The 12743-nt window shown below is 74.8% G+C and carries 10 protein-coding genes; 4 read left to right on the forward strand and 6 right to left on the reverse strand.

Annotation, left to right across the window (positions count from 1 at the left end; genetic code table 11):
• The 3 genes from NXY84_RS16485 to NXY84_RS16495 form a co-directional block, all read right to left on the reverse strand.
• Nucleotides 1-597, reverse strand: a complete 597-nt coding sequence (locus NXY84_RS16485) for an RNA polymerase sigma factor (protein WP_258724126.1) — start codon at nucleotides 595-597, stop codon at nucleotides 1-3.
• Between the two features lie 113 nt (nucleotides 598-710).
• Nucleotides 711-1556 carry an SDR family oxidoreductase gene (locus tag NXY84_RS16490; RefSeq protein WP_258724127.1) on the reverse strand — a complete coding sequence of 282 codons (846 nt, stop codon included), beginning with the start codon at nucleotides 1554-1556 and terminating at the stop codon, nucleotides 711-713.
• Nucleotides 1557-1686: 130 nt separating this feature from the next.
• On the reverse strand, nucleotides 1687-2409 hold the full coding sequence (locus NXY84_RS16495) for a TetR/AcrR family transcriptional regulator (protein WP_258724128.1): 723 nt from the start codon (nucleotides 2407-2409) through the stop codon (nucleotides 1687-1689).
• Between the two features lie 135 nt (nucleotides 2410-2544).
• Between NXY84_RS16495 and NXY84_RS16500 the strand changes: the two genes are divergently transcribed.
• The 4 genes from NXY84_RS16500 to NXY84_RS16515 all read left to right on the forward strand — a co-directional run bounded on the left by NXY84_RS16500 (nucleotide 2545) and on the right by NXY84_RS16515 (nucleotide 8361).
• Complete coding sequence (locus tag NXY84_RS16500; RefSeq protein WP_258724129.1) at nucleotides 2545-3237, forward strand: DUF4386 domain-containing protein; 693 nt, start codon at nucleotides 2545-2547, stop codon at nucleotides 3235-3237.
• A gap of 385 nt (nucleotides 3238-3622) precedes the next feature.
• Nucleotides 3623-5149 (forward strand): SulP family inorganic anion transporter, encoded by a 1527-nt coding sequence (locus NXY84_RS16505; protein ID WP_396126266.1) that lies wholly within the window; start codon nucleotides 3623-3625, stop codon nucleotides 5147-5149.
• 32 nt (nucleotides 5150-5181) lie between these two features.
• Nucleotides 5182-5511, forward strand: a complete 330-nt coding sequence (locus tag NXY84_RS16510) for a hypothetical protein (protein ID WP_258724130.1) — start codon at nucleotides 5182-5184, stop codon at nucleotides 5509-5511.
• Nucleotides 5512-5673: 162 nt separating this feature from the next.
• Entirely contained in the window at nucleotides 5674-8361 is a 2688-nt protein-coding gene (locus tag NXY84_RS16515) for a glycoside hydrolase family 3 protein (RefSeq protein ID WP_258724131.1), read from the forward strand.
• A gap of 81 nt (nucleotides 8362-8442) precedes the next feature.
• Here NXY84_RS16515 and NXY84_RS16520 read toward each other — a convergent pair whose 3' ends face one another.
• From NXY84_RS16520 to NXY84_RS16530, 3 genes are all read right to left on the reverse strand, one after another.
• Entirely contained in the window at nucleotides 8443-9159 is a 717-nt protein-coding gene (locus NXY84_RS16520) for a hypothetical protein (RefSeq protein WP_258724132.1), read from the reverse strand.
• A gap of 56 nt (nucleotides 9160-9215) precedes the next feature.
• Nucleotides 9216-11855 (reverse strand): MMPL family transporter, encoded by a 2640-nt coding sequence (locus tag NXY84_RS16525; RefSeq protein ID WP_258724133.1) that lies wholly within the window; start codon nucleotides 11853-11855, stop codon nucleotides 9216-9218.
• Nucleotides 11856-11955: 100 nt separating this feature from the next.
• Complete coding sequence (locus NXY84_RS16530) at nucleotides 11956-12681, reverse strand: helix-turn-helix domain-containing protein (protein WP_258724134.1); 726 nt, start codon at nucleotides 12679-12681, stop codon at nucleotides 11956-11958.
• Nucleotides 12682-12743: the final 62 nt, after the last annotated feature.

The following is a 12743-nucleotide window of genomic DNA, read 5'->3' on the forward strand; positions in this document are numbered from 1 at the left end:
TCAGCTCCTCGAGGTGCGTCGCGGGTCGTGGACGGGTGCGGCGGTGCGTCGCGGTTCGCGGGCGACGAGCAGCGAGCGCTCGTCACCGTCGAGCGGGTCGAGCGTGCCGAGGCGGGCCTCGAGACGGTGCAGCGCGTTGCTGAGGTACCGCTTGACGGTGCCCTCGGCGACCTGCATGACCTCCGCGACCTGCAGCACGGTGAGGTCGTCGTAGAACCGCAGGACGACGGCCGTCCGCTCCTGCCGTCCGAGCGCCGCGAGCGCCGCCCGCAGGTCGAGGCGGTCGGACGCCGTGACCGTCGGGTCGACGGCCTGGTCGTCGTCCCGGCGGGCGAGCAGGTGCCGCAGGCCGTCCCAGGTGCGCCGGCGCCGGTACCCGTCGATGTAGGTCGTCGCGATCACGCGCCGGACGTACGCCTCGAGCGCCTCCGGCTCGGACCGCGTCCGGCTGCGGACGAACACCTTGACCAGTGCGTCCTGCACGAGGTCCTGGGCCGCGGCCATGTCGCCCGTGTACACGTAGGCGTAGCGCGTGAGGGCCTCGCCGCGGGCGCGCACCAGGTTCACCAGCACCTGGTCACGAGCTCCTCCGGCCACCGTCGTCTCCGTTGCTCCCGGTCGCCGCATCGTCGCCTGTCCGGCGGTGCGTACACCCTGTCAACGGGTGGCGCGGGCGGACCGTTGCATCGGGTGGCCCGATCCGTGGGGCCCTAGGGCCGCCGCCAGTCGTCGGACTGCAGGTGCGAGCCCGCCATGGGCCCCATCGTGAGCATGCCGCCGTCGACCGCCCAGGAGGCGCCGTTGACGTAGGCCGCGTCGGGCGAGCACAGGAACGCCACGACGGCCGCGATCTCCCGCGCGTCGCCGGGCCGCGCGACGGGGATGCCGGGCCGGTGCTTGCCCTCGACGACCGCCTCGTCCTCCTGGCCGGTCATCGGCGTCGCGATCTCGCCGGGCGCGACGGCGTTGACCGTGATGCCGTGCTCCGCCAGCTCGAGCGCCGCGACCTTGACCAGCAGCCCGAGCCCGCCCTTCGCCGCGCAGTAGGGCGCGGCGCCGACGCGCGGCGCGTGCTCGTGCACGCTCGTGACGGCGACGACCCTGCCTCCGCGGCCGGCCCGGACCATGTGGCGGGCGGCCGCCTGGAGGCAGCAGAACGCGCCGTCGAGGTCGACGGACACGACCTCGCGCCAGTCCTCGTACGTCAGGTCGAGCAGCAGCGTCGACGTGCCGGTGCCGGCGTTGAGGACGAGCGTGTCGACGCCGCCCATCGCGTCCGCGAGCTCGTCGACGACGCGGGCGCCCGACGGCGCGTCGGTCAGGTCGAGCCGGCGGACGTGCGCCGTCGCGCCGCGCGAGCGGACCTCCTCGGCCGTCGCCTCGGCGCCGGCCTCGTCGGCGTGCCAGGTGATCCCGACGTGCCGCCCCGGTCCCGCGAGCGCGACGGCCGTGGCGCGCCCGATCCCGGAGTCGGCGCCGGTCACGATCGCGCGCTGCGGGAACGGCGCGGAGTCCTCGGCGGGGCTGGGGGTCGGGCTTCCGGCGGTCTCGGTCATGGTTCCTCCCGGGTCGGTGCGACGGCGTCGTCCCGTCCCTGGGTAGCCCGGCTGCGCGCTCGCGGCAACCGGGGGCGGGCGTCCGGCGACGGCGTCGGGCGGGGTCCGCGCGGCGGCGTCGACCCGTCGCTCAGGCCGGTACCTCGCCGAGCGACGACCAGCCCCGCCGGTGGAGCCGCTCGATCCCGCCGAGCAGCAGGTCCAGGCCGAACTCGAACTCGAACCGGTCGTCGCACCCCGAGCCGACGACGCTGCTCGGGTCGTGCGGCCGGCTCGTCGCCACCGTGGCGACGTTCGGGAACATCGCCGCCAGCTGCTGCATCGCGGCCTGCGCCTGGGGGCCGAGCGCGGCGAGGTCCTCGGGGGTGGGTCCGGGGCCGGTGTCGTAGAGCTCCTGGGTGAACCCGAAGATCCGGCTGCCGAGCGCGTGCATCGCGTGGTGCACGAGGTCGACGGAGAGCCCGCCCGCGAGGAACGTCCCGATGGTCGAGTCCATGTACGCGAGCACGACCGGCGTGGGTGCGGCCCGCGACTCCATGACCCGGCGCGCCCAGGGGTGGCGGAGCACGACCTCGCGGGCGGACAGGATGCGCGCGCGGACGGCCTCGGCCCAGCCGACGGTCGGGTCGGGTGCGTCGATCTCGCCGAGCACCGCGTCGACCATGCCGTCGAGCAGCGCGTCCTTGTGGGCCACGTGCTTGTACAGGGCCATCGGCACGACCCCGAGCACCTGCGCGAGCCGCCGCATGCTCACGGCGTCGATGCCGTCCTCGTCCGCGAGCACGACGGCCGCCCGCAGGACCCGGTCCCGGTCGAGGCGCTCGCGCCGCACCGCGTCCGTCCGCTCCGCCACGACGCCCCCTCTCGGCCGGACGAGTGCTCGCCCTTGACGGGTGTACAGCGTACGCCTAGCCTCCTCGACATCAAGGTGTACGCCGTACACCTTCCGAATCGAGGAGACACCGTGCCCGGGACCAGAAGAACCGCCGTGATCGCCGGAGCGCTGTACCTGCTCACCCACGTCACCTCCATCACGGCGGTGCTGCTCTACCGCGACATCGGTGAGCCCGAGCGGTTCCTCGCGGGCACCGGGGCCGACGGTCCGGTGCTGCTCGGCTCGCTGCTCGAGGTCGTCCTGGCCCTCGCCGTGATCGGCACCGCGGTGACGCTCTTCCCGGTGGTCAGGCGGCAGCACGAGGGAGCGGCGCTCGGCTACGCGGCGCTGCGGACGCTCGAGGCCGCGGTCATCACGGTCGGCGTCGTGCCGCTGCTCGCGCTCGTCACGGTCCGGCAGTCGCTCGCGGGCGCGCCGGGCCCGGAGACGGTCGCGCTCGCCGAGGGCCTCGTCGCGCTGCACGACTGGACATTCCTCGTCGGGCCTGGCTTCGTGTGCGGGACCAACACGGTGGTCCTCGCGGCGCTGCTGCTCCGGTCCGGGCTCGTGCCGCGACCCATCGCGGTGCTCGGGCTCGTCGGCGGCCCGCTCGTCTTCGCCACGAATGCGGGCGTGATGTTCGGCCTGTACGACCAGGTGTCGGTGATCACCGGGCTCGGCGCGGTCCCGATCTTCTCGTGGGAGATCTGCCTCGCCGTCTACCTGATCACGCGCGGCTTCCGCCGCTCCCCCGTGCTCGACGGCGACGCGGCTCCGCGGGTGCCCGAGCCTCAGCCCGTCGCCTGACCGCCGCCTGACCGCCGCCTGACCGCCCTACAGCGTGGCGCGGCGGCGGTCAGGACCCGCCGTGCTCCGCCGGGCCTCACGCGCGGTCCCCTCGACCCGGAACACGTCGAGGCCCGCGCGGCCGCCCGGTGCGTGACGGTGAGCGCCGCCGCGCTCCGCCTCGCGCAGCACGTCGGCGCCCGGACGGTCGGCCTCCGCCCCGCTGCGGCGCACGTCCGCACGCGCCGCTCGCCGACCCGCGCCCCGTAGACTCGACGTCGGCCACAGCGTCGCACGCCGCCCGCGCCGCTTCCCCCCGCCCCCAGCGAGATCCGCGCGCACGCCGCGCCGCCCGGCTCACCACGTCCCGGGCCGGACCTCCGGGCCCCGAACGACGAAGGACCCCGTGACCTCCCCTGCGCCCACCGCCCCCGCCCGGCCCCACGTCCCGGAGGCCGGCGAGTCCGACTCCGTGCTGCGCGCCCTCCGCTCGCCGCGCCGGCTCAGGACCGAGGTCCTGGGCGGGCTCGTAGTGGCGCTCGCGCTGATCCCCGAGGCGATCTCGTTCTCGATCATCGCCGGGGTCGACCCACGCCTCGGGCTGTTCGCGTCGTTCACGATGGCCGTGACCATCGCCGTCGTCGGCGGGCGCCCGGCGATGATCTCCGCCGCCACGGCCGCCGTCGCGCTCGTCGTCGCACCCGTCGCCCGGGAGCACGGGCAGGACTACCTGATCGCGACCGTGATCCTCGGCGGGCTCGTGCAGGTCGTGCTCGGGGCGCTGGGCGTCGCGCGGCTCATGCGCTTCGTCCCGCGCTCCGTCATGGTCGGTTTCGTCAACGCGCTCGCGATCCTCGTCTTCCTCTCCCAGCTCCCGTACCTCGTGGACGTGCCGTGGACCGTCTACGCGCTCGTCGCCGCCGGGCTCGTGATCGTCTTCGGGCTGCCGCGCCTGACGACCGTGGTCCCCGCGCCGCTCGTCGCGATCCTCGTGCTGACGGTCGTCACGGTCGCCGCGGCCATCACCGTGCCGACGGTCGGCGACGAGGGCGAGCTCCCGGAGAGCCTGCCGACGCTGCTGCTCCCCGACGTGCCGCTGACCCTCGAGACGCTGCGGATCATCGCCCCGTACGCGGTGACGATGGCGATCGTCGGGCTGCTGGAGTCGCTCCTGACCGCCAAGCTCGTCGACGACATCACCGACACCCACTCGGACAAGACGCGGGAGGCGTGGGGCCAGGGGGTCGCGAACGTCGTCACCGGGTTCTTCGGCGGCATGGGCGGCTGCGCGGTGATCGGGCAGACGATGATGAACGTGAAGGCGTCGGGTGCCCGCACGCGCCTCTCGACGTTCCTCGCCGGGGTGTTCCTGCTGGTCCTGGTGGTCGGGCTGGGTGACCTCGTGGGTGTCATCCCGATGGCCGCGCTCGTCGCGGTGATGATCTTCGTGGCCTGGGCGGCGTTCGACTGGCACTCGATCCGGCCGTCGACCCTGCGCCGGATGCCGGGCAGCGAGCTGGTCGTCATGCTCTCGACCGTCGCGGTGACCGTCGCGACGCACAACCTCGCGTACGGCGTCGTCTGCGGCGTGCTCGTCGCCATGGTGGCGTTCGCCCGGCGGGTCGCGCACCTCACCGAGGTCACGGTCGTCGACACCGGCGACGACGGCACCCGCACCTACGCGGTCTCGGGCGAGCTGTTCTTCGCATCCTCGAACGACCTCGTCTACCAGTTCGACTACGCGGGCGACCCGGGCCACGTCGTCATCGACCTCGTCGACGCGCACATCTGGGACGCCTCGACGGTCGCCGCGCTCGACGCGATCACCACCAAGTACGCCGCGCGCGGGACGACGGTCACGATCGTGAACCTCGACGCGGACAGCGCCCGCCGGCACGAGCGGCTCGCGGGGCAGCTCGGCGCGGGGCACTAGCCCGCACGCGCCTGCCGCGGGACGATCCGCGCATGCCCCGGACGCGTCCCGCCGCCGCTCTCGTCGCCGTCCTCGCCCTGGTGGCCGTCGCCTCGGGGTGCAGCGGCGACCGCCTGCCCGGGCGCGAGCCCGAGGTGACGGGAGTCGTCCAGGACCTCGAGCTGACCAAGCCGTCCGACCGGTACTTCGAGCGCCTCGGGCTCGTGGGCGACGAGGACACCGTGGTCGTGGACGCCGACGGGGAGCCGATCACCACGGCGGACCTGCAGGACGGCGACGAGGTCGACGTGTGGGTGTCCTCCGCGTGCGCGGAGTCGTACCCCGTCCAGTGCGGCATCGAGGCGGTCCGCGTCCGCGGCTGAACGCCGGTCCGGGCACCGAGGGACGGTCGCGTTCGACCACCGCCCGAGCGGGCGGTCCGCACCCGTTGACACGCCGTCGACCGCCGCCGAAGCATGAGCGGGTGCGGTCGCCGCACCGCGTGCCCGACGACGTGCACGCGAGGGTCGAGGGCTGGGGGGCTCATGCTCGTGCTCACAACCGTCCGGCGACGCGTCGCCGCACTCTGCACGGGGGCCCTCGCGGTGCCGCTCGTGCTCGTCGGGGCTCCTGCGGCCCACGCCGCAGGCCCCGTGACCGTCACGCCGTCGGCGCTCGTCACGGCCGCCGAGGGCGGCACCGCGACCGTCACGCTCACCGCGACGACCGCGGACGGCACCGCGCTCGGGTCGGACGTGACCGTGTTCTTCTCGACCGGGACGGGCACCGCGACCGGGGGCGCCGACTACGCCGAGACCGGCGGCGCCGTGACGTTCGCGGCGGGTGCCGCGTCCGGCGCGACGCAGGAGGTCACCGTCACGCTGACGGCCGACGACGACGCGGAGACGACCGAGACCGTCCCGCTGACCTTCAGCACGACGACGCCCGACGTCACGGTGAGCGGCGGCGCGACCGTCGCGATCCAGGCGAACGGCTTCCCGTACCTCGACGCCGACCTGCCGGTCGCGGAGCGCGTCGCGGACCTGCTCGGGCGCATGTCGCTCGCCGAGAAGGTCGGCCAGATGACCCAGGCCGAGCGGGCCAACGTCGCCGCGACGCCGGGCCGCGTCGCGTCGCTGGCCCTCGGCTCCCTGCTCTCGGGCGGCGGCTCGACCCCGACCCCGAACACCCCGGAGGCGTGGGCCGACATGGTCGACGGCTTCCAGACCCAGTCGCTGTCGACCCGGCTGTCGATCCCGCTGCTCTACGGCGTGGACTCGGTGCACGGCCACGGCAACCTCGTGGGCGCGACGGTGTTCCCGCACAACATCGGGCTCGGCGCGATGCGCGACCCGGCGCTCGTCGAGGAGGCTGCGCACGTCACCGCGGCCGAGACCCGCGCGACCGGGCCGCAGTGGTCGTTCGCGCCGTGCATCTGCGTCGCGCGGGACCTCCGCTGGGGCCGCACGTACGAGTCGTTCGGCGAGGACCCGGCGCTCGTCGTGCTCAACGAGACCGCGATCGACGGGCTCCAGGGGCCGCAGCGCAGCGAGCTCGACCAGCCCGACCGCGTGCTCGCGTCCGTCAAGCACTTCGCGGGCGACGGCGGCACCGAGTTCGGCAGCAGCACCACGGGCGAGTACACGATCGACCAGGGGGTCGCGGTCACGAGCCGGCGGGACTTCGAGCGCCTGCACCTCGCGCCCTACGTCCCCGCGGTGCGGGAGTACCGCGCCGGGACCGTCATGCCGTCGTACTCGAGCGTCGACTGGACCGAGAACGGCGTCGGTGACCCGCTCAAGATGCACGCGCACACCGAGCTGATCACGGGGTGGCTCAAGGGGCAGCAGGACTTCGACGGGTTCGTGATCAGCGACTACAACGCGATCGAGCAGATCCCCGGCGACTACCCGACGCAGGTCCGCACGAGCGTCAACGCGGGAGTCGACATGTTCATGGAGCCCAACACCCCGGACCCGTTCATCGCGACCCTCATGGGCGAGGTCGGCGCGGGCCGGGTCCCGATGGCGCGCATCGACGACGCGGTGCGCCGCATCCTGCAGCAGAAGCTCGAGCTCGGGCTGTTCGAGCACCCGTACACCGACCGCGCCGGTCAGGCGGACATCGGCTCGGCGGAGCACCGGGCGGTCGCCCGCGAGGCGGTCGCGAAGTCGCAGGTGCTGCTGCGGAACACCGGCGACGTGCTGCCGCTCGCGAAGGACGCGAACGTCTACCTCGCGGGCCGCGCGGCGGACAACATCGGCATCCAGGCCGGCGGCTGGACCGTCACCTGGCAGGGGCAGCCGGTCAAGGACCTCATCCCCGGCACGACGATCCGGGGGGGCATCGAGGAGGTCGCACCGGACGCGCAGGTCACGTTCAGCGAGGACGCCTCGGCGCCGACCGACGGCGCGGACGTCGGGGTCGTCGTGGTCGGCGAGACCCCGTACTCGGAGGGCTACGGCGACGTCGGCGGACCCGGCTGGCCGTGGGACCCCTCGGACGGCGGCGTGCCGCGCGAGCCGAACAAGCAGCTCACGCTCACGCCGGGCGACCAGGCGGTCGTCGACACGGTGTGCTCCGCGATCGAGACGTGCGTCGTGCTCGTCGTCTCCGGCCGCCCGAACGTCGTCGCCGACCCGTACGGCCACGTCGACGCGCTCGTCGCGTCCTGGCTGCCCGGCTCGGAGGGGGCGGGCGTCGCGGACGTGCTGTTCGGGGACGCGGCGTTCACCGGCCGCCTGGGGCAGACCTGGCCCCGCACGCAGGACCAGGAGCCGATCAACGTCGGCGACGCCGAGTACGACCCCGAGCTGCCGTTCGGCTGGGGCCTGCGCACCGACTCCGCGCTCGACCGGCTCGAGGCGCTGCGGGCCGAGCTCGAGTCGTCGCGCGACCGGACGGTCCGCCGGGCCGTGGGCGACATCGACCAGGCCCTCGCGCGCGGCGACTGGACCGAGACCGGCGAGGTCGGCAACGAGCGGGCCGTGCTCCGGACGCTCGCCCGGGCCGCGAACCGGCTCGACGGGAGCGACGCCGTGACGTGGCAGCAGATGAACACGCTCACGTCGGTGCTCCGGGACCTCGCGCAGCAGCGGGTCGTCGACGCGGGGACGGACGCGCCCGAGGGCTGGGCCGCCGACCTCGCGGACGCCGAGCACGCGCTGCTCGTCGGGGAGTACGGGCTCGCCGCGGACCTGCTGGTCCGGGTCGCGTCCGCGCGCGCGAGCTGATCCGACGCACGCCGCCCGGTGCCCGGCCCGAGGGTCGTGCACCGGGCGGCGTGCTGCGCGGGCCGGGTCGGCGCCGCGCGGTCAGCCCTCGAGCACCCACACCACGGGGACCGACGTCACCGCGGCGTGCGCGTCGCGCGTGACCTGCGGGTTGCCCTCGACGCCGACGTAGCCGATCGGCTGACCCGCGGGCAGCACCGCGATGGTGCACGCGGCGACCTCGGCGTCGACCGCGGGCTCGTCGAGCGGGTCCGTCTGGCACGGCGCGAACAGGCCCATCGGCAGCAGGTCGCCCGCGCCCGTGCCGTCCGCGCCCCAGCCCAGGACGTGCGGCGGCGCGAGCGACGACGCGTCGCTGTTGCCGCGCGCCCAGACGAGCCGGTGGCTCGTGCGGACGTAGTACGCCTGCGACGTCGCGGGGTCGAACGCCTCGGGGCCGGCGACGGTGGCGATCTCCGCGGGGTCCGCGGCCGCGACGTCGACGACCGTCGACGCCCACTGCGACTCGGTGTAGCGCTCGCCCGCCGGGTCGAACCCGGCGTTCTTCTGCAGCACCGCCTCGTCGGTGCGCGCGAGCCGCGTGCTCTCGGGCGTCAGCGCGGCGGGCGTCCCGATCTCGAACGGCACGGCCGGCGTGGGCGTGGGCGTCGGGGTGGGCGTGGGGCTCGGCGTCGGGGTGGCCGTGACGCTGGGCGACGGCGCGGCGTCCGGGTCGCCGCCCGTGCAGCCGGCGAGCGCCACGAGCAGCGTCAGGGCGGCGGCGAGGGGCACGGCCGTCCGGCGCACGAAGTGGGGCACAGCCGACATTCTGCCCCGGCCCGGGGCGTCGCGTCCCGGACCGGGGCGCGCGCCGCCTACCGCGCGTCGACGGGGGCCGGCTCCGGCGCGTGCGCGACGTGCGGGTGCCGACGCTCGAGCGCCGAGCCCTCGACGTCGACGTCGGGCAGCAGCCGGTCGAGCCAGCGCGGCAGCCACCACGCCTTGTCGCCCGCGAGGTGCATCAGCGCGGGCACGAGCGTCATGCGCACGACGAACGCGTCGACGAGCACACCGAACGCGAGCGAGAACCCGATGGGCCGGATCATCGCGCTGTGCGAGAAGACGAACCCGCCGAAGACGGAGACCATGATGATCGCCGCGGCGGTCACGACGGCCCGCCCGGCCCGCACGCCCTCGACGACCGCGACGCGCGCGGGCGCACCGTGCGCGTACGCCTCCCGCATGCCCGAGCCCAGGAACAGCATGTAGTCCATCGCGAGGCCGAACAGGATGCCGACGAGGATCGTGGGCAGGAAGTTCAGCACCGGGCCGGGCGTCTCGACGCCGAACACCGCGCCGAGCCAGCCCCACTGGTAGATCGCCACGACGCCGCCGAGGGCCGCGAAGAACGACAGGATGAAGCCGAGCGTCGCGATGACGGGGACGAACACCGACCGGAACACGAGCACGAGGATCAGCATCGAGAGGCCGACGACGACCGCGAGGTACGTCGGCAGCGCGCCCGCGAGCTTGTCGGAGATGTCGATGTTGCCGCTGGCCTGGCCCGCGACGGCGATCGGGATGTCCCCGTCGAGCGGCGAGAGCGTCCGCAGCGTGTGCACGAGCTCCTCGGTCGACTCGGTCGTCGGCCCCTCGGCCGGGACGACCTGGAACGCGGCGACGGTCCGGTCCTCCGACGTGCCCACCGGGGCGACGGCGACGACGTCGTCCTGCGCGAAGAGCTGCTCGCCGACCTGCACCTGGTAGGCGAGGACCTCCTCCTCGGTCGGTGAGCCGGGCAGGTCCGCGACCACGACGAGCGTGCCGGCCTGGCCCGCCCCGAACTTCTCGGCCGTGGTCGCGTACGCGCGGTACTGGGTCGAGTCGTGCGGCTCGGACGACCCGTCGGGCAGGCCCAGGCGCAGCTCGAGCCCGGGGAGCGCGACGACGACGAGCGCGGCCACGGCCAGCACGGCGCGCAGCAGCGCACCGGGGGTCGACATCGGCCGTGCCGGCGACGCGGCGACCGCCGGCGTCGGGTCGGACGCCGGGCTCGACGCGGAGGGCGTGGCGACCGGCGACCCGGTCGCGGCGTCCGAGCCGCCGCCGGCGAGGCGCGCGCGCTCCCGACGGCTCAGCACCCGCATGCCCAGCAGCGACAGCAGCGCGGGCGTGAAGGTCACCGCGATGAGCACCGCGATCGCGACGCACATCGCGCCGACCGTGCCCATGAGCCCGAGGAACGGGATGCCCGTGATGTTGAGCGCGAGCAGGGCGATGAGCACCGTCATCCCCGCGAAGACCACGGCGTTGCCGGACGTGCCGTTCGCGAGCCCGATGGACTCCGCGACGTCGTACCCGCCCTTGAGCTGGCGGCGGTGCCGGTTGACGATGAACAGCGAGTAGTCGATCCCGACCGCGAGGCCGAGCATGACGCCGAGCATCGGGGTCACCGAGCTCATCTCGACGACGCCCGAGAGGGACAGGGCACCGAGGGCACCGATCCCGACGCCGACGAGCGCGGCGAGGATCGGCAGCCCGGCGCCGACGAGCGTGCCGAGCATGACGACCAGCACGACGCCCGCGACGACGACGCCGACGACCTCGCCGACGCCCAGCAGCTCCGGGACGCCGCTCGTGAGCTCGGCCGAGTAGTCGACCACGACGCCGTCGACGGCCGCGGACTCGACGGCCTCGACCACGGCCTCCCGCGTCTCGTTCTCGATCTCGAACTGCGACGCCGTGAACACGACCGTGAGCACCGCCGCCGTGCCGTCCTGCGACACGGTGCGGATCTCCGCGGCCATGTCGAGCAGTGCCTCGCCGAGCTCGAGCTGCTCGCTCTGCGACTCGAGCTCGGTCTCCCCGGCCTCGATCTCCTCGGCGCCGGCCTCGACCGCCGCCACGCCCGCGTCGATCGCCGACTGCTGCGCGTCGAGCGCGGCGAGCTGGGCCTCGAGCGCGGCCTGCTGCGCGTCACCCGCGGCCCCGCCCTGCGCGGCGCCGCCCGCCGCGTCGAGCTGCGCCCGCGCCGCGTCGAGCTGCGCCTGCCCCTGCTCGAGCTCCGTGCGGCCCTGCTCCAGCTCCGCACGTCCCTGCTCGAGCTCGGCGCGGCCCTGCTCGATCTGCGCCCGGCCGCTCTCGGCCTGCGCGGCCTGCTCGGCGCGCTGCGCCTCGGTCGCGAACGGGTCGACGACGGTCTCGACGCCCTCGACGTCCGCGACCTCCGCGGCCAGCGCCGAGATGCCCTCGCGCTGCTCGGCGGTGAACTCCTCGCCGGACTCCGTCGTCAGCACCACGCCCGCGGTCCCGCCCGCGGCGGCGGGCAGCTCGCGCGCGAGGCGGTCGGTGACCTCGGCCGTCGGGGTGCCGGGGATCGAGACGCTGCTCGCGAGGGTCCCGCCGAGGAGGGCGTACGCACCCCCGGCGACCGCCAGGATCACGAGCCAGGCGGCGACCACGGTGCGGGCGCGCCGGGCGGACCAGCTCCCGAGGCGCAGGAGGAGTTCGGCCATGAGGGTGTGTGCCTTTCGGACGGTCGTGCGGGAGGTCGGCCGGGTCACGGTGGTGGCGTGGTCCCGGCCTGCGGGGCGGGGTGGTGAGGGGGCGGGTGGGTCAGGAGGTGGCGGGGTCGTCGGTCGCGAAGCCGTGCCCGGTCCGGTCGAGGAGACGGTCGACGAGCGCGGCCCAGACGGCGCGCGACGGCTCGTCGTCGACCGCTCCGGTCGCCGCGTCCCAGTGCCGGTGCAGGACGAGGACGCCGGAGACGACCGCGTTGACCAGCAGGTGCACGTCGAGCACGTCCGCGCCGGGGTGCCGCACGAGGACCGCGGCGGCGAGGCGGCCGCGCGCCGCGTCGAGGACGCGGAGGAGCACCGTCGCGATCGCCGGGGAGTGCTCGTCGTGCGAGCGCAGCGACTGGGTGAGGAACGCCATCGGCGCGACCAGGTCGGTCGACCGGACGGCGCGGGCGAGCTCGTCGAACACCACGGCGCGGCCGTCGGCGCTCCGCTCGCGGTCGCCGTGGCCGAGCGGTCCGCGCGCGTCGTCGCCGCGGCCGACCGGTCCGCGCGCGTGCGCGGAGGGCGACGTCCCGCTCTCCCGCTCGTAGCTCGCGACGAGCGTGCCGATGACGTCACCGAACACCTCGGCCACGATGTCGTCGACCGACGCGAAGTGGTTGAAGACCGTGCGGCGCGAGACGTCGGCGCGGCGGGCGAGGTCGTCGATCGTGAAACGCAGCCCGCCGGTCTCCGCGATGAGCGCGGCCGCGGCGTCGACGATGGCCTGCCGGTGCCGCGCCTTGAGCGCGACGCGGCGGTCGGTCGGGGCCTCGGTCACGGTTCCTACACTAGGTGCAACGCTGCACCGAGTGCACCGGCCGAGGGATGAACGTCCGGTGG

It is taken from the genome of Cellulomonas sp. NS3 (assembly GCF_024757985.1).
Classification (GTDB): domain Bacteria; phylum Actinomycetota; class Actinomycetes; order Actinomycetales; family Cellulomonadaceae; genus Cellulomonas_A.

Coding starts and splice junctions, on each gene's coding strand:
- NXY84_RS16510 (WP_258724130.1), top strand. CDS start 5,182: ATGCCCCGGACGCGTCCCGCCGCCGCTCTCGTCGCCGTCCTCGCCCTG.
- NXY84_RS16490 (WP_258724127.1), bottom strand. CDS start 1,556: ATGACCGAGACCGCCGGAAGCCCGACCCCCAGCCCCGCCGAGGACTCC.
- NXY84_RS16525 (WP_258724133.1), bottom strand. CDS start 11,855: ATGGCCGAACTCCTCCTGCGCCTCGGGAGCTGGTCCGCCCGGCGCGCC.
- NXY84_RS16515 (WP_258724131.1), top strand. CDS start 5,674: ATGCTCGTGCTCACAACCGTCCGGCGACGCGTCGCCGCACTCTGCACG.